The following is a 21423-nucleotide window of genomic DNA, read 5'->3' as shown; positions in this document are numbered from 1 at the left end:
CGTGGTCACGGGCCGATACTCTGATCCAGGGTGGACGCCGCCAGTCCGGCATCTTCCGGCATGGGTAATGCCTCTCGGCCCAGGAAGGAAGCAGCGGCGGCGGCGCGGGGCGCGAATATGTCGGCGGGGTGGGAGGCAAGGGCGACCGCCGCCCGCAGCTGGGCCAGCCGCTGTTCCAGCGGATAGGCCATGGCGGTGGCCCAGGCGGGGGCGAGGCTGTGCGGCTGCTTGAGGCAAGCCCGCGCGCGGGCCTGCAGGGCCTCCGGTTGCAAGCGTGGGGCGTTGCCGCGCGCATGGTCCCGCGTGCGCCGGAACCAGGGAAAGAACAGCTCCTGGTCCCGTAGCTGGTGCCACAGCCGCAGCAGGTGCGACCCGTCCTCCACCGGATCGGCGGCGGGGATGGGGTGGTCCAGGAAGTCCCGGCGCAGCGCCGGGGTCAGGATGGGCGGGGAGCGCAGCGTCAGCCCGGCGACGAGGCCCGGCGCGGCCAGGGCGGCCTCGGCCGCCACGGCGGCGGCGGCGCCCTGCGCCAGCAGGTGCACCCGCTCCAGGCCCAGGCTGCGGCAGACGGCGCGGAGCTGCTCCACCCAAAGGCCGACTGAGATGGCCTGCCCCGGCGGCGGCGCGGACTCACCCAGGCCCGACAGGTCGAAGCCGATGGACGGGCGCAGGGTCCCTAGCTCACGCAGCAGTGCGTCGTCCAGCGCGGAAGCGCCGGGAATGTCGTGCAGCACGACCACGGGCATCCGCTCGCGCTCCAGCCCATAGGCACGGACCAGCGTTTCTCCCGCGGGCGTTTGCAGATAGTCGATGCCGCCTGGGCCAGGCGCCAGCCGGCCGGCATGGGGCGGGGCGGCGGGCAGGCCCTGCGCGTGGCGGGACAGGATCTCGCGCTCCCGCATCGCGGCGGCAATCTGCTCGCGCGGCAGCACCTCGGTCCAGGCCTCCGGCGGGTACAGCGTCCGGCTGCTGTGCAGGCTGTCCCCGGGGCGCGTGCCGAAGCAGACGGGCACCTGCAGCGCGCCGATCATGCCCAGCCCGGCATGGCGGAAGGCGGAGGCGAAGATGCGGCGGTACTCGTCGCCCGCTTCCAGCAGTTCCACGGTGCCGCGGTGCAGGAAGTCCGGGTCCGGCACGTCGGTATCGGCGCGGCATTCCGCCAGCGGCCGGTCCCAGGGCGCGAAGATGTGCTGCTCGCGGTAGCGGTACCAGCACCAGAGCAGATGCGTGCCGTCCCAGCGCGGTACGATCGGCGGCAGGTTCTCGTGGATGCGTTGCTCGGACATCGGCGCGGCGAAGACGGGAAAGCCGTCCGTCAGCACCATGGCCACGCGCTCCGGGTGCCGGTGCGCCAGCTCCACCGCGACGCCCGCCCCGGTATGCCGGCCATAGGCCAGCACGCGGCCCAGCCCGAGCGCGTCCAGGGTGGCGAGGATGGCGTCGGCCAGATCCTCGGTGGCCAGCGGTCCGGCCGGCAGCGGGTCGGACAGCCCGCAGCCCGGCAGGTCGAAGGCGAAGGTGGTGAAGCGGGTGGCGAAGACCTTCTGGATCGGCCGCATCACCTTGGCCGAGCAGGGTGCGGCGTGCAGCATGATCAATGGCGGGCCTTCGCCGCCGCGCGCGTAGTGCACCCGGCGGTTGCCGACCTGCGCGAAGGCGTGGGCGATCACCGCGTCAGTCAAGCAGTTCACGGACTAGCCGCGCCGCCTCCGCCGTATGCGTATCCAGGAAGCCGTGGGTGAAGGCGGGCAGGTCCAGCACGCGCCCATCGCGCAGCAGCGGCGCGGCGCGCGGCGTGTTGGCCGCCAAGTCGTCGTCCGGGTTCAGCACCGTTACCCGATGTGGCAGCGCTGACAGCACGGGCGCGAGGTCGTAGTTGAAGGCCGCGCGGTGGCCCCACCAGTGCCGCTCCCGGCCGGACAGGCGCTCGTAGAAGATGCGGGCGGCGTCTTCCAGCGTGTTGTCCTGGCCGACGCGAAAAAACACCAGGAACCAGCGCCAGAGTTCCAGGAGCTGCGCGCCATCCGCGGTGAAGATCGGGCCGGGGCGGTACAGGGCGCGCAAGGCGGCGCGCTCCTCCTCCGTATAGATCGGGGCGGATACCAGGATCAGCCGGCGCGCCCGGTCCGGCGCCTGGCGCGCCATCTCGGCGATGGTCAGGGAACCGGTGTGGTAGCCCATCAGGTCCACCGGGCCCGGCAAGGCCAGCGCGTCCACCAAGCTCCACATCGTGCGGGCGTAGTCGGCGATCTCAGGAAATTCCGGCAGCGGGTCGGACTGTCCGAAGCCCGGCGTATCTGGCGCGATGGCCACGCGGTCATGGCCCATCGCGTCGAGGAAACGTTCGTAGACGAGGCCGGAGGCTGGGCTCATGTGCAGGCAAAGCAGCGGCGGCCTGCCGGCGGCTGCGCCCTTTCCCGCGTGGCGCAGGTGCATCTGCCCGAAGGGGAGGTCGACATAGGATCGGCGGACGGGCATGGGCCTCCTGGTCGGCACCGCGTCATTTCAATAAACGATACGAAGCGGCACGCCGTCTTGCAATCCGAAAGCCCTTGGTTACCATTCCTGTGCAGCCGCCGCACAGCATCGCGGCGAGCGGTCTTCCAGGTCCTGTCCCGCGCAAACACGAAAGCCCGCAGGTCACAATGGCATCCACGAACTCGGACCGCCCCGCCCGGATCATGGTCGCGGGTGGCGGCATCGGCGGCATGACGGCGGCCCTGGCCCTGATCCGCGCCGGCTTTTCCGTCACCCTGTTGGAGCAGGCGCCGGTGCTGGGCGATGTCGGCGCTGGCCTGACGGTGCAGCCCAGCGCAACGCGCGCCATCGACTACCTTGGCCTGGGCGCGGCATTCCGGCGGTTCGCCGATCCTTCGCCCAGCTCCTGGGTCTTCCACCACCGGACCGGTGAGGCCATCGCGGAGCTGATGAGCGCCGGCCACGCCGCCGATGCGGATGGCGTCACCTGGTACCACCGCGTTCATCGCGCCGATTTTCTGGCGATGTTGGAAAGCGCGATCCGAGCCGCTAGTCCGGATACGCTGCGCCTCGGTTGCCGCGTCGCGCGGGTGGAGCAGGGGGGCGGCCGCGTCGTCGCCGTCCTGGCGGATGGTACGCGGGTGGAAGGCGACGCATTGGTGGGCGCCGACGGGGCGCGATCGCCGATCCGCGCCCAGTTGTTCGATACCGGCACGCCGCAGTTCCGTGGGCAGGTCGCCTATCGCTGCCTGATACCGATGGAGCGGGTGCGCGACGCACTCGGCGGGCGGACCTCGGGCACCTATATCGGCCCGGGCCGGATCTTCAATCAGTACCCGGTGCGTCGCGGCACCATCCTGAACTGCGTCGGCATCGTGCGGACCGGAGACTGGCAAGAGGAAGGCTGGTCCACCCCCGCGACGCACGAGGAGTTCAGGGCGCAGTTCGCCGGATGGCACGAAAGCCTGACCGGTGTGATTGCCGAGGCACCCGGGGACCAGCTGATCAAGTGGGCGCTGTACGACCGCGACCCCCTGCCACGTTGGAGCGACGGGCGGATCACGTTGCTGGGCGATGCCGCGCACCCCATCCTGCCCTTCCTGGGCCTGGCCGGTGCCATGGCGATCGAGGATGCGGTGGTGCTGGCCAGGGCTTGCGCGGCCTCCCCAGACGACCTTGAGGCGGCGTTCCTGAACTACGAGCGGGTGCGCCAGCCTCGCACCCGCCATGTGCTCATCAATTCCCGCGAGCAGGGCGAAGTCTACCAGGACAGTGACACCGATGCCTATGCGACCAGGCCCCGGCCAAATGCCGACCCGGAACTCTACACCTATAATCCGGCGACGGCTGCGTTGTAGGCATCGGCCATCCTCGTGGCGCGGCACCGCAAGCCACCACTATCAGAACCGGGGAGTCAGCCACTGCCCCTGGCTGGAGCCGATCATACTGCCAAAATATCGTGCCGGGCGCGAGGCACGTGGCAGGGTGCCTGGGTGTAGGGTCAAGCTGGGTCCCGTGATGGTCGTAGTGACCGGTTTCCATGTTGAGATGCTCAGGACAGTGCTGATTCGGCCAAAGTCGATGCGCAGCTATCCGGTCGCCCAACAAGCCGGAAGGTGGGTATGACATTCTCGCCCGACGCGCTGGCAGTCAGCGACCCGCAGCTATCCAAAACATAAAGTCAATTTCTAAGCCTGGAAGCATCGGACGCTCCGCTCGGGTCCTGCGCGACGATTGGCTTGCTGCCCTGGCCAAGCGCTCTGGAAATGACACAGGACTTCATCTCCGCTTTGCTTCGAGCTTTAGCCAACGCGGACATTGTCCTGATCCTGGTTCGATCACTCGACTTCATGGAGCAGTCGCCTGACTTCACGAAGTCCCGGCGGGAGATAGGGGCCAGGTGCTCAAGGCGAGACGGGCAATGGCCACCAGTTTGTCGCGCGTGGCGCCATCCCGGGCCAGCGTCGAAAGTCCCTGGATCACGGAGGTGGTGTAGGCCGCGAGAGTGGTGGCGTCGGTGTCCGCGGGTAGCAGGCCGCCTGCGACGTCCGCGATGATCTTGTCCCTCAGCGCCGCTTCCACACCCTGGCGGATCTCAGCCAGCTCACGGCGCACGTCGTCGGCCTCTGCCGATACGGCGATCGCCGAGCTGGCCAGCAGGCAACCGGGCGGGGTTGTCTCGCCGGTGAAGGCCATGGCCGCGCCTTCCAGCAAGAAGCGCGCTGCCGCCGTCGCGCTTTCGGCGTGCGCGACCATCTCGGCAGGAGGCAGGGGCCGAGCGAGGTAGAGGGCGACCGCCTCGCGGAACAGGCCCTTCTTGTCGCCGTAGGCCGCGTAGATGCTCGGCGGCGTCACGCCCATCGCCCGGGTCAGTTCCGTGAGCGAGGTTGCCTCGTAACCGTGCCGCCAGAACAGGTGCATGGCCTTTTCCAATGCCGCGTTGCGGTCGAAGGAGAGCGGGCGGCCAGTCTTGCGGCGCGGCGGGGGTGTGGCCTTTTTCATAGCGTTCAATATGAAACACTTGACAGGCGGGAGCAACCGGAACACGCTTTCATAGCGAACGATATGAAAGAAGTGGCCGTGTCCCTGACAGACTACCGCACCCTTGGCCGTTCAGGCCTGGCCGTCAGCCCGTTCGCGCTCGGCACGATGACCTTTGGCACCGCGCGCTGGGGCCTGGACGAAGGGGAAAGCCGGACCGTGTTCGACGCTTACGTCGAAGCGGGCGGCAACTTCATCGACACCGCGGATGTGTATGCCGGTGGTGAGGGCGAGGCGATGATCGGGCGCTTTGTCGCGGATCGCGGCTTGCGTGGCCGCCTGGTCCTCGCCACCAAGACAGGCTTCGCGACAGGGCAGGGGCCCCATGCCGGCGGCAACGGCGCCAAGCACGTCCATGCATCGCTCGACGCCTCGCTGCGCCGCCTGCGAACGGACCATGTCGATCTGTACTGGGTCCACGTGTGGGATGGGGTCACGCCGGCCGAGGAACTGCTGGAAACGATGGCCGGCCTCGTCCGGGCCGGGAGGATCCGCTACTGGGGCCTGTCAAATACCCCGGCCTGGTACATCGCCAAGATCGCCACGATCGCCGCGGTGCGTGGCCTGCCCGGACCCGTCGCGCTGCAGTTCTTTTATTCCCTCGTGAACCGGGAGGTGGAGGACGAGCACATTCCGCTCGCCGCCGAGTTCGGCATGGGCATGGTACCGTGGTCGCCCCTGGCCTACGGCCTGCTGACCGGCAAGTACGACCGCGCCAAGGTCGAGGCCGCGCCGGCCCGCGGCGCCGGCCTGCCAAAAGATGCGGCGACCGGAGAGCGGCGGCCAGCCGGCGACAAGCGGCTGGACGGGGCCAATCCGCTTGGCGATAGCCTCTTCACTCCGCGCAACTGGAGCATCGTGGAGGCGGTACGCCGGGTGGCCGACATGATCGGCCAGACGCCGGCCCGCGTGGCACTGTCCTGGGTGATGGGCCGCCCTGGCGTGGCCTCGGCCTTGATGGGCGTGAGCCGGGTCGCGCAGGTGGCCGACAACGTGGCGGCCCTCGGCCTGACGCTCGCGCCCGAACACGTTGCTGCTCTGAATGCGGCAAGCGCGCCGGCCGAGCCGCGCCTGATCTACGGGCTATCCCGGCCTTCGATGCGGCGGCAGGTCGTGTTCGGAGGCAGCACGGTCCGGACAGCCGCGGAGTGACCGCCTTTGCGCGGCGAGCGAAGCGTCCTTGTGTCGCTTGCTGATGGTTCCCGCCGGGCGGGACGAGGACTCCCATCCGGCCAAGCCGACGATCATTTTTCAACCAAACGTTGAACGCTACGCCACCGCTCCTGCCGGTCTCCATCCCGTCGCCCCCGCCTCGCTCGAAACAACGAAACGGCGGTCAGTCCCGCTGGCGCCCTGCGCTCTCGGCGCCGCCGCCCTGATCCTCGCGGCAAGACTGGCTCAGAGGCCAGGGATCGAACTCTTACACATTTAGTTAACTAACCTCTTTTTTATGTTTTCTTATATCTCTCCATGCAAACATTGCTGCATGAACACCTTGGCGCAGTTCATCCTCGAGGCTTCCACCTTCGCCTACACTGCCTTCGTGGCCGCGCTTTGCGTTACGATCGCCTGGATCGTTATTACCCTGGTCGGCCAGATCCGTGAGGGCGGTGAAAGCGGGCGTGCTTGGCGCAGCGCGGCGATTGTCGTCATCGGCGGCCTCGGCGTCTGGGCCGTCCACTTTCTGGCCATGCTCAGCTACCGGCCTGATTATCCGCTGAGCTACGAACCTCAGACCACCGCGGTGTCAGCCCTCCTGGCTCTTCTGCTGATCGGGACGCCACTCGCTCTATCGGCAAGAGCATCTGGAGCCATCGGGCGCTTTACCTTGGGCGCGGGTGCCGGAGCGGGCGTTGCGGTCATGCACTTTGTCGGTATGGCGGCCTTGCGTGGCTGCATCGTGGTGCATCCGGTCGGCACGCAGCTTGCCCTGGGTGCGCTCGGCGCCGTCGTGCTGGGAACCGCGCTCGCGCTTCCTCAACGCCGCCGGCGGTTTCGCTGGCTCGCCTGCGGCCTTGCCGTCGCATGCGTCCTTCTCGTGCACTTCCTGGCCATGACGGCCATGCAGATTGCACCCGCGCCCGAAACCCTGGCATTGGGCATCTACGGCGATGTCTTCAGCAACGTCATTGCGCTTGCTGTGCTGGCTCTGCTGGTCCTGAGTGCCGTGGTCTGCTTCTGGGCCATCCGGATCGGCGAGGAGCGGCGTCACAGTGCGCGCCTGACGACGGCGCTCGCGCATATGTCGAACGGACTGCTGGCCATCGCGGCAGATGGCACGGTCGACATCGCCAACGAACAGTTTTTCCACATCATCGGATTGCCGCCGACCCCCGTCCGTCGAGGCATGGCGTGGCGGTCCTTCATCCGTGGCAACTGCCGCCTCATGGGTTGGGACGAACCACGCACGGCCGCGCTGCTGGCACTCCACGAGGACTGGTCTGTCAAGCGCACCAGGACGCAGCTCACGATGCAGATCGGCAAGGGGCGAACGATCAGCGTCGGATCAGAACCTCTCCCCGACGGCGGCTTCGTCGTGATCCTGAACGACGTGACCGAGTTGCTCGATCAGGCTGCCAAGGCCGAGGCGTCCGAGCGCACCTTCAAGCTTATGGTTCGGGGCATCACCGACTACGCCATCTACATGCTGAACCCTGACGGAACCGTAGCGAACTGGAACGCCGGCGCCGAGCGTCTGAAAGGCTACAGCGCCGAGGAGATCGTCGGTACGCACTTCTCGCGCTTCTACAGCGAAGCTGAGCGAGAGGCCGGCATGCCGGACCGTAACCTTGCCACGGCGCTGCGCGAGGGTCGCTTTGAGAAAGAGGGGCTGCGTTACCGCAAGGACGGCAGCACCTTCCTCGCCCATGTCGTCATTGATCCCATCTACCGCGAAGATGGCTCACTGCTCGGCTTCGGCAAGATCATACGCGACCGCACGGAATACCTGCAAAGCACCCAGCACCTCGCCCATGTGACGCGGCACGACGCGCTGACAGGCCTGCCCAACCGGGCGCATTTTCTGGAACGGCTCCGTGCCGCGCTCGAAGCGCTCGAAGCGCTCGAAGCGCTCGAAACCCAGCAGGGGTCGGGAAGCGATCCGCTGGTCGCGGCGGTGAGCATCGATGTCAACGGGTTCAAGGCCATCAACGATACATATGGCCACGCGATCGGTGATACGCTGCTGCAGGCTTTGGCCTGCCGGATGTCGGGTTGCCTGCAGGGGGGTGAGCTCGTGGCACGCTTCGGCAGCGATGAGTTCATGGCCTTCAAGCGCTACCGCGAGCGCGGCGAACTCGATGCCTTCGTGGCCCGGCTGTCGCAAGCGGTGAATCAACCGGTCCAGCTAATGGAGCGCCGGTTGAACCCGGGTACCAGCCTTGGCGTGGCATGCTATCCAATGGATGCCCGAACGAGCGACGCACTGATTGCCAGAGCCGATCTGGCCATGCACCGGGCGAAGGCCTCGCTTGAGACTTCGGTCTGCTTTTTCGAGCCGAAGATGGACGAGGCGGCGCGTGAGCGGCGCATGTTGACGGCCGATATCTGGACCGCGATCGAAGCTGGCGACCAGTTCCACGTTCACTACCAGTCGCAGCATTGCACGCAATCAGGCGCGGTGTCGGGCTATGAGGCATTGCTGCGCTGGCGGCATCCCGAACGTGGCGCAATTCCACCGGCCGTCTTCATTCCGCTGGCCGAGAATTGCGGGGCCATTGTGAAGCTTGGCGAACAGATCATGGAGCAGGCCTGCCGGGACGCAGTTGCTTTCACTCTCCCGCGCGTGGCGGTCAATCTATCTCCATTCCAGCTCAACGACCCCGCGCTGCCCGAGCGGGTCCAGGCCATTCTGACAAGGACCGGCCTGCCACCCTCGCGTTTGGAACTTGAGGTCACCGAGTCGGCTGTCATCGACGATCGTTCACGGGCGCTCGATATCCTGCGCCGGATCAAGGCGATCGGCATCACCATCGCGATGGATGACTTTGGCACCGGCTACTCGTCGCTGGAAACGCTGCGCGCCTTCCCCTTCGACCGCCTGAAGCTGGATCGCTCCTTCACACGGGGGCTCGACGACGATCCACAGGCCCAGGCCTTCGTCCACGCTATCATGAGCCTGGCCAATAGCCTGGCCATGACGGTGGTTGCGGAAGGTATAGAGCTTCCTTCGCAGGTGCATTTTTTGAACGACGTGGGCTGCCATGAGCTGCAGGGCTATCTGTTCGGCCGTCCCTGCGCCATCGAGCAGATTCGCGCCGAGGCGCCCCGGGCGGCTCTGCACGCATCCCTGATGGCACCCGATCTTGCCGGACTGGCCAAAACCGGCATGAGCAACAATGGCACGGTGGCTCCGTTCCGTGGATAACGCCACGCTGCATTACACCGATGCCCTGGTCAACGTCGTCTGCGGTCTGACCTGTTTGTCACTCTGGCTGAACCAGCGTCGGGACACCTGTCTTGCCTTCTGGGCCTGCGGGCTATTGATCTATGGGACGCTGAACTTCCTGTTCCCGTTCGCACCCAACACGCCCGTCTGGAACAGCTTCGGATTCACTATTCTGAACTTGGCGAACATCAGCATCTGGGGCGGTTACCGGATCTTCGATGGCAAGCGCGCGTTTCCGCCCACTCAGCTTGTCTTGGTGCCGATTCCCTTGGCGGTCTGTATCCTGGCCGGCCTCCTCACCGGCAACTGGATTGCCGGAGCGAATGCCGCCCTGGTCAGCTACTGCGCCCTTGGCGTTCTCCAGATCGTGTATGTCGTGAGGGGGCGTACCAGCCTCTTCGGCCCCCGTTTGATCTCGGGCCTTATCATCCTGATGAACATCGTGACCCTTCTCCTTTCAACCTTCCCGGGTAACCCGTGGCTGGCGGGCGATGGAGGTGAAGCGCTGTTCCTCCTGTCCGACCACATCGTCACGATTGTATTTACCCTGGCCGTGATCGCCATGGTGGGCGAGCGCGACTACCGCACCATTCTGCAAAGCGCGCATCGGGACCATCTGACAGGAGCCTTGAATCGGTCAGGCCTGGCAGACGCCATCAGCCAGGGCGCCCGCCTGTCTGCATTGCTCCTGATCGACCTCGACCATTTCAAGGCCGTCAATGACCGCTTCGGTCACGAAGGCGGCGATCTTGTGCTGCGGGAGTTTGCTCGGCGGGCGCGCGGCGTCATCCGGTCCACCGATCTCCTGGTGCGTCTGGGCGGAGAGGAATTTCTGATCGCGACCGACAACCCGTCAGCCATGGACGCTGGCATCCTCGCTGAGCGCGCATGCATGGCAGCACGACACCAGCCTGCCGGGATCGACGGCGTATCCATCCCGTTCACGGTCAGCATCGGGGTCGCCATGCGTCACACGGGCGAGGACCTCGACCGGGTGATCAAGCGCGCCGATGCCGCTCTCTACCAGGCAAAGGCCGCGGGACGCGATCGTATCAGCCTTGCGGATGCGCACATCACGATGCCTGGTCCTGGTCAGCACGAAACTGGCCGTGCCCCGCCGGTGCGACTGGTGGACCTTGCAAGACCTGAGCACCCCCTTGCCCGCTTTCAGCACCGTGACGGCGGGAGGCCAGATCGGCAGCGGGAAAGCAGGACATGCGATGGACACAAGGCGGCACGCTTTGGTGACTAGGTCCTTCGGGTGCCTGCTCGCTGGCAGGCAGCAGGTCGCCGCAGCTTGCCGCCAGCGGCGGACGTAGCTCGTCCAGCCGCGCCATTGGAGATGTCATGCCGCCCTCCAGGTTCTTCGCGATCCCCTTGTGCATGTCGCCGGAAGATACGTAGCGCGCGAGGATTGTGACAAACGTCCCAGCAGCCACATCGGCCGGCATCCGGCGCCAGCTGGTCAATGGGATCGGCATGATCCGCTTCATCATGGGTGTCATGCTGGCGCTGCCATCGCACCTTGCCCGGTACCGCCATTCCATCCAGTCGGCCAAGATGCCCGCTTCCCGAATCGCCCCGCACCAGCGCGCCGTATCGGCTGCCGGCAACGCACGAATCTTGACGGCGGTGTCGGTTCGCGCCGTCAGCCCGATATGCTCCATGCGGGCCCGATAGTCCCCCTGTCCCCGGTCACCATGGCGAGGCGCGGGTCCAGCTTGCCAACCACCGGCTCCGGCGGGCCCGGGGGGTTCAAACAGGGCCATCCACAGCAAGGCCTCGAAGCCCTTTAGCGTTTCGGCCCCTGTCGGCACCTTCGCCAAGTTGGCCAAGCGCTTGCGTGAGACAATGGCGATGGCATCGCTCCCACCGGCGATTGGCTGTTGCGGTGAATACGTTCCGCTTGCAGGTCGAGCAACCCCTCCACCCCCGCTGCGGTTCAGCACCGAAGTGAGGTGTTCATCGCGTTGTTTCCCGACGTCCGCTGCTGGCCGGCGCGGGGCCGCGCCTACCGCGTCAATCCCAAAATGTGCCGCGCCTGCGCGGCCGTGGCGACAGTACCGCCCAGCGCCTCGACAATGCTGCCGGCCTTCGAGACGAGCGCCGCGTTGTCCGGTGCCAGCACGCCTTTGCTGAGATAGACATTGTCCTCCAGCCCGACCCGGACATGGCCACCCAGCAGCCAGGCCTGCGCCAGCATGGGAAATTCCCAGCGCCCGACGCCGAAGCCGCTCCACCCCGCGCCGGCGGGCAGCAGAGAGGCGAGGTAGGACATCGTGGCCGGGGTGGCGGCGGCGCCGTACTTCACGCCGAGCACGAGCTGGAAGAAGGGGTTGGGTCCCAGCGTGCCATCCGCCAGCAGATCGCGGGCCAGATGGATGTCGCCACTGTCGAAGCATTCCAGCTCCGGCAGCGTGCCGGCTTCGCGGATCAGCTTCGCCATGATGCGCAGGTTGTGCGGCGTATTGATGACGACGGAACTGCCGGAATACATGGTGTTGAAGTCCAGGCTGCACATGTCCGGGCGCAGCGCCACGACATGCTCCACCCGCTGCTCCGGCGGCATCAGCGTGGTGCCGGGTGCGGCGACCTTGGGGTCGTCCAGGCTGGGCACGAAGCGCTGCCCCGGGCCGGTGGTCAGGTTGATGATCACCTCGCTGTCGGCATCGCGCACCCGCTCCACCGTTTCGCGGTAATGCTGCAGCTCCATGGAGGGGCGGCCATCCGGATAGCGCACGTGGATATGCACGATCGCGGCACCCGCCCTGGCGGCGTCGATGCAGGCCTTCGCGATCTCCTGCGGCGTGCAAGGCAGCTCCGGGTGGTGAGCGCGCGTCGTGATGTTGCCGGTCACGGCGCATGAGATGATCGTCGGCATGTGCGATCCTTCCGTCAGTGAAAAAGATGCTGTTGGCAGCAACAGGGAATCCGCGCATCGTCGGCCCGCAGACAGGGAGAGGCGGGATGAATGGGTTGCGGCAGGGAAACCTCGGGCCTTATGCGCTGGCCGGGCGCGTCGCGGTTGTCAGTGGCGGCAGCAGCGGCGTCGGCGCCGCCTGCGCGCGGCGCCTCGCGGAACAAGGCGCCATGGTAGCCATCGGCTACCACACCGGACGGGACCGGGCGGAGGCGCTGGCCGCCGAGTTGCCGGGCGGCGGCCATGCCTCCCTGTTCCTGCCGATGACCGACAGCGCCGCCATCCTGGCCGCGGCGACGGAGGTGGAGGCGCGGTTCGGCCGGCTGGACGTGCTGGTGAATTCCGCCGGCACCACGCGCGCCGTGCCGCACGCCGATCTCGATGGGCTGGACGACGAGACCTTCGACCGCATCCTCGTCACCAATGTGCGCGGTCCCTTCGCCACCATCCGCGCCTTCGCGCCCTTGCTGCGGCGCGGCGGGGATGCCGTGGTGGTCAACATCTCCTCGCTCGCCGCCGTCAACGGCCTTGGCAGCAGCGTCGCCTACTGCGCCTCCAAGGCGGCGCTCGATACCATGGCGATGTCGCTGGCACGCGCGCTGGGGCCGGAGATCCGCGTGCTGGGCATCTCGCCCGCCGCGGTGGACACGCAGTTCGTCCCCGGCCGCGACCGCGACGCCATGCTGCGGCAGGCGGCGCAGACGCCGCTGCGCGTCGTCTGCCAGCCGGATGACGTGGCGCTCGCGGTTCTCGCGGCGGTGACGCATCTGCGGCTCTCGACCGGCACCACGCTGCTGGTGGATGGCGGCCGGCACCTGTGACGGGGCGGGGCGGGGCCGCACCGGCCTCAGCCCGAGGTCGGCTTCGCGCCCTTGAACAGCGGCGTGGTGGTGCGGGATGCGTAGCGCCACTGGCCGTCGGCGCCGCGCACGCATTCGTCCCGCACGGCGCCGATCAGGATGGGCGGTTCCGAGGGCAGCGGCGCCTCGCCGTCATCGGCATAAAGGCACATGGTCCACTCCGCCGTCGCGTGGTCGTTGTCTTTCGCGATGACATGGAAGTTGTGGATCAGGTGGCGCGCCACGCGCGGACCCTTGGCTTCCCGCCCGGCATAGAAGCCGCGGATCTCGTCATGCCCCCGCCGCGACTTGTGGCTGGTGGTATACACGCCGTCCTCGGTGAAGAACTCATGCGCCCGGCGGCCCCAGTCGGTGTCGACGTCGTGCCAGAAGGCGATGTTCAGCGCTTCCAGTTCCTGCCGGATGCGCAGCGTGTCGGTGTGCATCGTGCACGTCTCCTCAAAGATAATCGGTGAAGGCGGCCGGATCGACTGGCTCGCCCTGGGTCAGGCCGCGCAGGGCCGCGTCCACCATGGCGATGCGCGCCTCCATCGTGCTGGCGCCGGCATGCGGGGTGGCGAGCAGGTTGGGGTGGCGCAGCAGCCGGTCGTCCTCCGGCGGCTCCTGCGCGAAGACATCGAAGCAGGCGGCCGCCAGCGCGCCGCTTTCCAGCCGCCGCAGCAGCGCAACCTCGTCGACGATGCCGCCCCGGCAGGTGTTGACGAGCACGCAGCCGGGCCGCAGCCGCGCCAGCAGGGCGTCGTCGTAAAGGTTCTCTGTCAGGCGGGAGCGCGGGATGTGCAGCGACAGCACCTCGGAGCGTTGCAGCAGCGTATCCAGGGAAACGGGCGTGACGCCGTGCTCTGCATAGAATTCGGCATAGTCGCGGATGTCATGGACCAGGATGGTGCAGCCGAAGGGCTTCAGCAGCCGCACCACCTCCTGGCCGATATGCCCGCAGCCATGCAGCCCGACCACCCGCCCGCTCAGGCTGCGGCCGACGCGGGTGCGCGGCCGATCGCCCGCGCGCATGGCCAGGTTCAGCGCCGGCACCCAGCGCAGGCCGGCGATCATGAAGCACAGCGCCAGCTCCGCCACCGCCAGGCGATTGACGCCCGGCGTGAAGCCCAGCCGCACCCCGTGGCGCCGGCAGGCCTCCAGATCCACCGTGTTCAGCCCGACGCCGAAGATGCCGATGTCGCGGATGCCCGGCAGTGCCGCCAGCACGCGATCGCTGACCACGTCGCCGCCCATGATGGCGGCGTCGCAATCAGCCAGGAAGGCGATGATCTCGTCCTCGGTCAGGCGGTGCCGGATGTCCTCGTTGAACTTCGCCCGCGGGTAGGCGGCCAGGATGCGCTCGCGCAGATAGGGCACGCTGCCGATTGCGCCATTGGTGACGCCGGGCCGGCGGATCGTGCCGCGCTGTCCCGCCATCTCCTCAGTCCACCGTGATCTTGGCGGATTCGATGACGGGCTTCCACAGCGCCACCTCCGCCGTCATGCGCTGCGTCAGTTCGGTGGGCGTGCCGCCCATCGGCGTCAGGCCAAGCTGCGGCAGCAATGCCCTGGTATCCTCCAGCTGCAGATAGGCATTGGTCAGCGTGTTCAGGCGCCCGACCATCTCTCCCGGCATCCGGGCGGGGCCGAGCAACGAGATCCAGCCGGTCGCGCGGAAGTCGGGCACGCCCTGGGCCTGCACGGTCGGTGTGTCCGGCAGCTGCGGGATCGGCTCGGCGGTGGTGACGCCGAGCGCCCGCACCGCGCCCGCCTGGATATGAGGCAGGTAGGTGGTGACGAGGTCGAGCGCGATGTCGATCGACCCCGCCAGCAGGTCGTTGGTCAGCGGCGCCGAGCCGCGATACGGCACGACGTTGAAGCGGATGCCGGTGCGGTACATCAGCAGTTCCACCGCGAGGTGCGCGGCCGATCCCGGCGGCGGCGTGCCGCAGCTCACCATGTCCGGGTTGGCCTTGGCGTAGGCCAGCAGCTCGGGCACCGTGCGGTAGGGTTTCTGCGTGCGCGCCGCGATCACGATGGGCAATTCGGCCAGCAGCGCGATGGGTGTCAGATCCTTGAAGGGATCGAACGGCATCGACCGGTAAAGCAGCGTGTTGTTGGTGATGGGCGCGTTGGTGGTGACCATCAGCGTGTAGCCATCCGGCGCCGAGCGGGCGACCGCCGAGGCGCCGATGTTGCCGTTGGCGCCGGAGCGGTTGTCCACCACCATCGTCTGGCCCAGGCGGTCGCCGATGGTGCGCGAGAAGGAGCGCGCCAGCACGTCGGTGGAGCCACCGGCCGGCCAGGGCACGACGACGGTGATGGGGTGCGACGGCCAGGTTTCCGCTGCCGCCGGACGCGCCATCGCCGCCAGCCCGCCGCCGAGCGCCAGGCTGCCGAATGCACGCCGCGTGAAGCCGGACATGGTGTGTTTCCTTCCGATCTTGTGTGTCAGGTGCCGAAGTACAGGCGCATCGGCGTGTCGCCGGCGATCAGGCGGCGCGTTGCCGCGTCCGGCACCCAGTGGTGCAGGTCGGCGATGGTTTGACCGTAGGTCGTGCTGTCCTCGAAGGCGGCGAAGGGCCAGTCGCTGCCCCACAGCAGCCGTTCGCCGCCCGACACGCGCAGCAACGCCTGCGCGTAGCCGCGCGCCGCCCCGGGCGAGGGCATGCGAAAGCCGCCGGACAGCTTCACCCAGGTGCGGCCGCGTTCCACCGCCGCCAGCAGCGCCCTGAAACCCGGGCAGTCGATGCCGAGCCGTTCGTCCGGCTTGCCGAAGTGGTCGATCACCAGCTTCACGCCGGCATCCTCCACGGCGGCGATCACCTCCGGCAGCATCGGGCTGGCGACCAGCGTGTGGACATGCCAGTCCAGGTCCCGCACGCGGCGCAGCAGCAAGCGGTATTCCGGGGAGCGCAGGTCGGGCGGGTCGGGCACGCGGCGGAAGAACAGGCGGATGCCGACGATGCCGTCCGCCTTCATGCGCTCCATCGTGTACATGTCGGTATCCGGCCGCAGAAAGGCGGTGCCGCGCAGTCGCGAATGGCGCCGCAGCGCGCGGATCACGTAGTCGTTGTACTGGCCGTGCAGGCTGGCGGCGGCGACCACGCCGAAGCCGACGCCGTGCCGGTCCATCAGCGCGATGAAGTCCTCGGCCGTGGCATCCGCCGGCGGGTGATGCCAGGCCCAGGAGGTCAGCGGCATGTCGCGCGTGTAGAGATGGAAATGCGTGTCCACCAGCGGCGTGTCGGCCCCTTGCTGCGTGCTGCTCATTCGCGGGGGATCCCTGCTTGTTCGACGATGGTCTTCCACAGCGGCACCTCGTCCCGCATGCGCCGTGCCAGCATCTCCGGGCCGTCCAGCAGCGTTTCCGCGCCCAGCTCGTCCATCCGCTGCGCCAGCGGCGAATGACCGCGTAGCGGCGCCAGCTCCCGCATCAGCAGGGCCCCGGTTTCCGGCGGCAGGTCGTGCGGGCCGAACAGGCCGAACCAGAGCTGCACGCCGCCGTAGCCCGGCACCTGCTCCGCCAATGCGGGGGCCTCGGGCGCGGGCGCGCCGCGCTGCCGGGCGGCCGTCGCCAGCACGCGCAGGCGGCCGGCCTGGAGGTGCGGGATGGCCTCGATGGGGCTGAGAAAGGCGCAGTCCGTTTCGCCGGCCAGCAGCGCCGTCGCGGCGGGGGCGGAGCCGCGATACGGCACATGCAGCAGGTCCAGCCCCGCGCGCGCCTTCAGCAGTTCCCCGGCCAGATGGACCGTGCTGCCGACACCCGATGAAGCGAAGCTGACCTTGCCCGGCGCGGAGCGGGCATGTTGCAGGAAGCCGCTCAGCGCGGCATGGGGGCTGTCGCCACGCACCAGCAGCAGGATCGGCGCGGCGGCGGTCATGGTCACCGGCAGCAGGTCGGCCAGCGGGTCATAGCCGGGGTCGCGCTGCAGCGCCGGCAGCACCGCCACGGCGGAGGTGCTGTGCAGGAAGGTGTGCCCGTCCCTGGCCTGCGCCACGGCGCGGATCCCCACCGCCCCGCCGGCGCCCGAGCGGTTCTCCACCACGAAGGAGCGGCCGAGCCGGCGCGACAGATGGTCGGCGATGAGGCGTGCGGGAATGTCGGCGGTGCCGCCGGGCGCGAAGGGCACGACGATGCGCACGGCCTGCGACGGCCAGGCGCCCTGTGCCAGTGCCGGCGCGGCGAGACCGCCGAACCCGGCCGCCAGCAGCGCACGGCGCGCCAGCCGGGTGCCGCGGCGTGGCGCGGCAGGCGGGCAGCCCATCGACATGACATTTCCTCCGCGGCGCCTGTTCCGGGCCGTTGCGGGTCACCCTAGCGGGGGCGTCGCCGCCTTCCAGCGGCATCGCGCCGCATTCCGCTGTGCGGAACGCGGCGCGGGCGCTCAGGCCCCGCCGGGCATCGGGTAGTCGTCGGCGTTCAGCACCCAGCCAGGCTTGCTGGAGAAATCCATGCGTGGCGGGCAGAAGATATCGACCAGCTGGTTCAGCCCCGCCGCCTGCGCGCGCGTGGTATGGATCGCGGGTGGCGGGATCACGGCGACGGAGGGCGAGCCGCAGAAGGCGTGCTCGTCTTCCCGCCAGTGGTGCATGTTCGGCGTCCAGGGCCAGCGCAGGTCGTGAATGAACTCGCCATCCAGCGCCAGCGAGCACTGCTCGAAGTCGTCATGGTGATGCGGGGAAAGCTTGGTGATGTCGCGTGGGCCGTGCCGGGGGTCGAGGTAGTTCACCATGAAGGTGGAACCGCGGAAGATGCGGCCGAACCGCCCCGGCTCCACCGCCACGTCGAGCCCGTAGCGGCGGATGCGGAAGCCGTCCTTCGGCGCCGGCCAGGCGGCCAGCGGCGGGATCAGCGGATTGGCGGGCTCGTAGGCCGCGTTGTTCGGGCAGCGCGCCACCAGGTCCGCCGCCGCCGTGGTGAACAGCCGCACCGCCCGGCCGCCGCCGTGGATCACGATCTCGCTGTCGCCGGGCGGCACGAAGATCACCGCGTTGCCCGCGCATCGCTCGCTCACGCCACCCGCCGTGACGGTGGCCGCGGTCGCGGCATCCGGCAACAGCAGCACGTATTCATCGGGCTGCCCCTGGCGCGGCAGGCGCAGGCCGTCGGCGGCGGTGGTGTAGGCGATGACGAAGGTCTGGCCACGCGCGTACCAGGTCTGGCCTTCCGGCCCGTCGTCCTGCGGCGGCGTCTCGTAGAAGCGGACGTAGCTGGGCGGCGCGTAGCCGCCGGCTGGCACGGGCTGCGCGGCGCGGGGCGGCGCCAGCGTCGCGCGGGGGTCCGACGTGTCGTACATGGGCGGCGGTCTCCTTGGTGGCATCGGGCCCCGGCGGGGGCCGCTGCGCAGGACACCGATGGTAGCGATGGCCTCGTGATGGGCGCGGCCAATCTGCCCCCATTCCGGCATGCGGAACGGCGCCGCGGGTGCGGCGACCCACCTGCCGGCCGGTGCTAGACCGGGCGAGGGGCGGAAAGGGAGCGCGATCGACGATGCTGATGACGGTGATGGAGATCCGCGAGCCGGGCGGGCCCGAGGTGCTGCAACTGGCGCAGCGCCCGGTGCCCGCCTGCGGCGCCGGGGAGGTGCTGGTGCAGGTGGCCGCCGCCGGCGTCAACCGGCCAGACGTGCAACAGCGCAAGGGCCTCTACCCGCCACCCGCCGGCGTCACGGACATCCCCGGGCTGGACATCGCGGGGGTCGTGGCGGCGGTGGGGCCGGATGTCGCCTGGCCGCGCCCGGGGGACGCGGTTTGCGCGCTGGTCGCGGGTGGCGGCTACGCGGAATACTGCGTGGCGCCGGCGGCGCAGTGCATGCCCTTGCCGCGCGGCTTCACCTTCGCCCAGGCGGCGACCTTGCCGGAGGTGTTCTTCACCGCCTGGAACAACGTGATCTGGCTGGGGCGGCTGGCGGAGGGCGAGACGCTGCTCGTGCAAGGGGGCACCAGCGGTGTCGGCCTCGCCGCCATGCAGATCGGCAAGCAGTTGCGCGGCGCGACCGTGCTGGCCACCAGTTCCTCGGCCGCCAAGCGCGCCGTCTGCCTGGAAATGGGCGCGGACGCCGTGGTCGACTACCGCGAGGCGGACTGGCCGGAGCAATTGCGCGCGCTGACCGGGGGGCGCGGCGTGGACGTGATCCTGGACGGCCAGGGCGGCGACTACACGCCGCTGGAGCTTGGGCTGCTGGCGCCGGACGGGCGGCTGGTGCTGATCGCCAGCCATCGCGCGCCGAAGGCCGAGATCAGCACGCGCGAGATCTACCTGCGCCGCCTGACGCTGACCGGATCGACGCTGCGCGCCCGCCCCGTGGCCTACAAGGCGCGCATCGCGCGGGAGCTGGTGGAGCAGGTCTGGCCGCTGCTGGCGGCCGGGCGCATCCGCACGCATATCTGCGGCGCGTACCCGCTGGCCGGGGCGGCGGCGGCGCATGCCGTGCTTGACGCCAACCAGCAGGTCGGCAAACTCCTGCTGACCGTCTCGGCCCTGGCCGACACCCTGCCGGAGCCGCCCGCCTGAGCGACCCGCCTGTCCAGTCCGTGCTGCGCGCGCTGTCGATCCTGCGGGAACTGAACAGGCAGCAGACCACGACCGTCGACCAGCTGCACCGCTGCACCGGCCTGCCCAAGCCCACCCTGGTGCGGCTGCTGGCCACGCTGGTCGCCGCCGGCATGGCGACCAAGGCCGAGCGCGGCCTGGGCTACCGCGTCACCTCGGACGTGCTGTCGCTGAGTGCCGGCTTTCATGGCGGGCCGCTGGTGGCGGAGGCCGGGCGCCCCTGGGCGGTGGATCTGACGCGGCGGCTGCGCTGGCCGGCGGTCATCGCAGTGCCCTTGCATGAGCGCGTGACGGTCGCCGTCAGCACCGTGGCGGACAGCGCGGTTTCCCCCTTCCATGGCACCGTGGGCAACAGCCTCAGCATGGTCACGCGCGCGGCGGGCCGCGCCTACCTGGCCTTTTGCCCGGATGCCGAGCGGCGCATCCTGATGCGCATGCTGGCGGGCTCCACCGACCCCGAGGACAATCCGCCCAACCTGACGCGCGTGGTGCAGGCCATGATCACCATGGTGCGCCGCCAGGGCTATGCCGAACGCGACCCGGCGGTGGAGCCGCGGTCCTCCAACACCGTCGCGGTGCCGATCCGCCTGGGCGATACGGTCGCCGGGACCATCGGCCTCAGCTATTTCCGTTCCGTCGTCAGCCACGCTGTTCTGGTGGAGGAATTGGTGCCGGCGCTGCACAAGGCGAGCCAGGAGATCACCGTCTCCATGGAACGGTTGCAGCGGGCCCGCGCGGGCAACTGAACCACGCCCGCATTCCGCCATGCGGAATGCGCGTGAATAGCCCTCCGGTGCCGCGGCGCCTTCTCCTACGCTCTTCCGTAGCAGAAGGAGGACGCGATGCCGGACCAGCACCAGCCCGCGCCGCACCTGGCGGGCTTCCAGCCGCCGGCGGGCGCCTGCGACGCGCATTGCCACGTCTTCGGCCCCGGCGCGCGCTTCCCCTATGCCGAAAGCCGCCGCTACACGCCGGAGGACCGGCCGAAGGAGGTGCTGGCCGCGCTGCACGCCCGTCTCGGGCTGGACCGCGCGGTGCTGGTGCAGGCGAGCTGCCACGGCACCGACAACCGGGCGATGCTCGATGCGCTGCGCGGTGCGCCCGAACGCTACCGCGGCGTCGCTATGATCGACGACAGCACGCCGGAGGCCGAGCTCGCGGCGATGCACGCGGCGGGCGTGCGCGGCATCCGCTTCAACTTCATCGCCGCGCTCGGCGGCGAGCCGGACCTTGCCACGGTGCGGCGCGCGGCGGATCGGGTGCGTGGCCTGGGCTGGCACATGGTGCTGCACGTGCAGGGCGAGGGCGTGCGCGAGATGCGGGACACCATCCGCGCACTGCGGATGCCGGTGGTGATCGACCACATGGGCCGCGTCGACCCGGCGCAGGGCACGGCCGGCGCCGCCTTCCACGCGCTGCTGGGCTTGTTGCAGGAAAGCGAGGACATCTGGGTGAAGCTGAGCGGGGCGGAGCGCATGGTGCCGGCGCCCTTCCATGCGGCGCTGCCCTTCGCGCAGGCGCTGCTGCGCGCGGCACCGCGCCGCGTGCTTTGGGGCACCGACTTCCCGCACCCGAACCTGGCCGTGGCGGTGGAGGAGGCGGCGCTGCTCGATCTCGTGCCACTGATCGCCCCGGACCCGGGCGACCGGCACCGGCTGCTGGTCGGCAACCCCGCGACGCTCTACGGTTTCGGAGACTGACC

Annotated in this window: 18 protein-coding genes; 8 read left to right on the top strand and 10 right to left on the bottom strand. The window is 69.0% G+C overall.

Annotated elements, in window-relative coordinates; translation table 11 throughout:
- Nucleotides 1-5: 5 nt before the first annotated feature.
- Nucleotides 6-1691, bottom strand: coding sequence for an alpha/beta fold hydrolase (locus IAI59_RS15820; protein WP_207418891.1), 1686 nt, complete (start codon nt 1689-1691; stop codon nt 6-8).
- Complete coding sequence (locus tag IAI59_RS15815) at nt 1675-2478, bottom strand: alpha/beta fold hydrolase (RefSeq protein ID WP_207418892.1); 804 nt, start codon at nt 2476-2478, stop codon at nt 1675-1677. Before IAI59_RS15815 ends, IAI59_RS15820 begins: the two co-directional genes overlap by 17 nt.
- Nucleotides 2479-2645: 167 nt before the next feature.
- Between IAI59_RS15815 and IAI59_RS15810 the strand changes: the two genes are divergently transcribed.
- Nucleotides 2646-3836 (top strand): FAD-dependent monooxygenase, encoded by a 1191-nt coding sequence (locus IAI59_RS15810; protein ID WP_207418893.1) that lies wholly within the window; start codon nt 2646-2648, stop codon nt 3834-3836.
- Nucleotides 3837-4347: 511 nt separating this feature from the next.
- Here IAI59_RS15810 and IAI59_RS15805 read toward each other — a convergent pair.
- Nucleotides 4348-4980, bottom strand: a complete 633-nt coding sequence (locus IAI59_RS15805; RefSeq protein WP_207418894.1) for a TetR/AcrR family transcriptional regulator — start codon at nt 4978-4980, stop codon at nt 4348-4350.
- A gap of 78 nt (nt 4981-5058) precedes the next feature.
- Between IAI59_RS15805 and IAI59_RS15800 the strand changes: the two genes are divergently transcribed.
- From IAI59_RS15800 to IAI59_RS15790, 3 genes are all read left to right on the top strand, one after another.
- Entirely contained in the window at nt 5059-6171 is a 1113-nt protein-coding gene (locus IAI59_RS15800; protein ID WP_207418895.1) for an aldo/keto reductase, read from the top strand.
- A 334-nt stretch (nt 6172-6505) separates the two neighbouring features.
- Nucleotides 6506-9385: a bifunctional diguanylate cyclase/phosphodiesterase gene (locus tag IAI59_RS15795; protein ID WP_207418896.1), complete on the top strand. Its 2880-nt coding sequence runs from the start codon at nt 6506-6508 to the stop codon at nt 9383-9385.
- Nucleotides 9378-10658, top strand: coding sequence for a GGDEF domain-containing protein (locus IAI59_RS15790; protein WP_207418897.1), 1281 nt, complete (start codon nt 9378-9380; stop codon nt 10656-10658). The genes IAI59_RS15795 and IAI59_RS15790 overlap by 8 nt, the downstream gene beginning before the upstream one ends.
- Before the next feature lie 759 nt (nt 10659-11417).
- On the opposite strand, the gene IAI59_RS15785 is transcribed toward IAI59_RS15790, so the two are convergent.
- Complete coding sequence (locus IAI59_RS15785) at nt 11418-12287, bottom strand: beta-keto acid cleavage family enzyme (RefSeq protein ID WP_207418898.1); 870 nt, start codon at nt 12285-12287, stop codon at nt 11418-11420.
- Nucleotides 12288-12373: 86 nt separating this feature from the next.
- On the opposite strand from IAI59_RS15785, the gene IAI59_RS15780 reads away from it, so the two are divergent.
- Nucleotides 12374-13147 carry an SDR family NAD(P)-dependent oxidoreductase gene (locus IAI59_RS15780; protein WP_207418899.1) on the top strand — a complete coding sequence of 258 codons (774 nt, stop codon included), beginning with the start codon at nt 12374-12376 and terminating at the stop codon, nt 13145-13147.
- 26 nt (nt 13148-13173) lie between these two features.
- Here the strand turns inward: IAI59_RS15780 and IAI59_RS15775 are convergent, their stop codons facing one another.
- From IAI59_RS15775 to IAI59_RS15750, 6 genes are all read right to left on the bottom strand, one after another.
- Nucleotides 13174-13611, bottom strand: coding sequence for a nuclear transport factor 2 family protein (locus IAI59_RS15775; protein ID WP_207418900.1), 438 nt, complete (start codon nt 13609-13611; stop codon nt 13174-13176).
- A 13-nt stretch (nt 13612-13624) separates the two neighbouring features.
- Nucleotides 13625-14602: an NAD(P)-dependent oxidoreductase gene (locus tag IAI59_RS15770; protein WP_207418901.1), complete on the bottom strand. Its 978-nt coding sequence runs from the start codon at nt 14600-14602 to the stop codon at nt 13625-13627.
- 4 nt (nt 14603-14606) lie between these two features.
- Nucleotides 14607-15590: a Bug family tripartite tricarboxylate transporter substrate binding protein gene (locus IAI59_RS15765; protein WP_207418902.1), complete on the bottom strand. Its 984-nt coding sequence runs from the start codon at nt 15588-15590 to the stop codon at nt 14607-14609.
- 26 nt (nt 15591-15616) lie between these two features.
- A complete protein-coding gene (locus tag IAI59_RS15760) occupies nt 15617-16438 on the bottom strand; it encodes an amidohydrolase family protein (RefSeq protein WP_207418903.1) in 822 nt (273 codons plus the stop codon).
- Complete coding sequence (locus IAI59_RS15755; RefSeq protein ID WP_207418904.1) at nt 16435-17439, bottom strand: Bug family tripartite tricarboxylate transporter substrate binding protein; 1005 nt, start codon at nt 17437-17439, stop codon at nt 16435-16437. Before IAI59_RS15755 ends, IAI59_RS15760 begins: the two co-directional genes overlap by 4 nt.
- Nucleotides 17440-17553: 114 nt before the next feature.
- Nucleotides 17554-18465 carry a cupin domain-containing protein gene (locus IAI59_RS15750; RefSeq protein WP_207418905.1) on the bottom strand — a complete coding sequence of 304 codons (912 nt, stop codon included), beginning with the start codon at nt 18463-18465 and terminating at the stop codon, nt 17554-17556.
- A gap of 194 nt (nt 18466-18659) precedes the next feature.
- Between IAI59_RS15750 and IAI59_RS15745 the strand changes: the two genes are divergently transcribed.
- The 3 genes from IAI59_RS15745 to IAI59_RS15735 all read left to right on the top strand — a co-directional run bounded on the left by IAI59_RS15745 (nt 18660) and on the right by IAI59_RS15735 (nt 21421).
- On the top strand, nt 18660-19682 hold the full coding sequence (locus IAI59_RS15745; protein ID WP_207418906.1) for an NAD(P)H-quinone oxidoreductase: 1023 nt from the start codon (nt 18660-18662) through the stop codon (nt 19680-19682).
- 20 nt (nt 19683-19702) lie between these two features.
- Nucleotides 19703-20467, top strand: coding sequence for a helix-turn-helix domain-containing protein (locus tag IAI59_RS15740; protein ID WP_207418907.1), 765 nt, complete (start codon nt 19703-19705; stop codon nt 20465-20467).
- 96 nt (nt 20468-20563) lie between these two features.
- Nucleotides 20564-21421 carry an amidohydrolase family protein gene (locus IAI59_RS15735; RefSeq protein ID WP_237180894.1) on the top strand — a complete coding sequence of 286 codons (858 nt, stop codon included), beginning with the start codon at nt 20564-20566 and terminating at the stop codon, nt 21419-21421.
- Nucleotides 21422-21423 lie beyond the last annotated feature (2 nt).

The organism is Roseomonas haemaphysalidis (genome assembly GCF_017355405.1).
Classification (GTDB): domain Bacteria; phylum Pseudomonadota; class Alphaproteobacteria; order Acetobacterales; family Acetobacteraceae; genus Pseudoroseomonas; species Pseudoroseomonas haemaphysalidis.
The sequence above is the reverse complement of the archived record's forward strand: the minus strand, read 5'-3'. Positions and strand labels throughout refer to the sequence as shown.

What these genes read in the sequence shown, in the direction of transcription:
- IAI59_RS15815 (WP_207418892.1), bottom strand. Translation starts at nt 2,478, where the DNA reads ATGCCCGTCCGCCGATCCTATGTCGACCTCCCCTTCGGGCAGATGCAC.
- IAI59_RS15780 (WP_207418899.1), top strand. Translation starts at nt 12,374, where the DNA reads ATGAATGGGTTGCGGCAGGGAAACCTCGGGCCTTATGCGCTGGCCGGG.
- IAI59_RS15770 (WP_207418901.1), bottom strand. Translation starts at nt 14,602, where the DNA reads ATGGCGGGACAGCGCGGCACGATCCGCCGGCCCGGCGTCACCAATGGC.
- IAI59_RS15810 (WP_207418893.1), top strand. Translation starts at nt 2,646, where the DNA reads ATGGCATCCACGAACTCGGACCGCCCCGCCCGGATCATGGTCGCGGGT.
- IAI59_RS15805 (WP_207418894.1), bottom strand. Translation starts at nt 4,980, where the DNA reads ATGAAAAAGGCCACACCCCCGCCGCGCCGCAAGACTGGCCGCCCGCTC.
- IAI59_RS15765 (WP_207418902.1), bottom strand. Translation starts at nt 15,590, where the DNA reads ATGTCCGGCTTCACGCGGCGTGCATTCGGCAGCCTGGCGCTCGGCGGC.
- IAI59_RS15795 (WP_207418896.1), top strand. Translation starts at nt 6,506, where the DNA reads ATGAACACCTTGGCGCAGTTCATCCTCGAGGCTTCCACCTTCGCCTAC.
- IAI59_RS15760 (WP_207418903.1), bottom strand. Translation starts at nt 16,438, where the DNA reads ATGAGCAGCACGCAGCAAGGGGCCGACACGCCGCTGGTGGACACGCAT.
- IAI59_RS15775 (WP_207418900.1), bottom strand. Translation starts at nt 13,611, where the DNA reads ATGCACACCGACACGCTGCGCATCCGGCAGGAACTGGAAGCGCTGAAC.
- IAI59_RS15785 (WP_207418898.1), bottom strand. Translation starts at nt 12,287, where the DNA reads ATGCCGACGATCATCTCATGCGCCGTGACCGGCAACATCACGACGCGC.
- IAI59_RS15755 (WP_207418904.1), bottom strand. Translation starts at nt 17,439, where the DNA reads ATGTCGATGGGCTGCCCGCCTGCCGCGCCACGCCGCGGCACCCGGCTG.
- IAI59_RS15735 (WP_237180894.1), top strand. Translation starts at nt 20,564, where the DNA reads ATGCCGGACCAGCACCAGCCCGCGCCGCACCTGGCGGGCTTCCAGCCG.
- IAI59_RS15750 (WP_207418905.1), bottom strand. Translation starts at nt 18,465, where the DNA reads ATGTACGACACGTCGGACCCCCGCGCGACGCTGGCGCCGCCCCGCGCC.
- IAI59_RS15745 (WP_207418906.1), top strand. Translation starts at nt 18,660, where the DNA reads ATGCTGATGACGGTGATGGAGATCCGCGAGCCGGGCGGGCCCGAGGTG.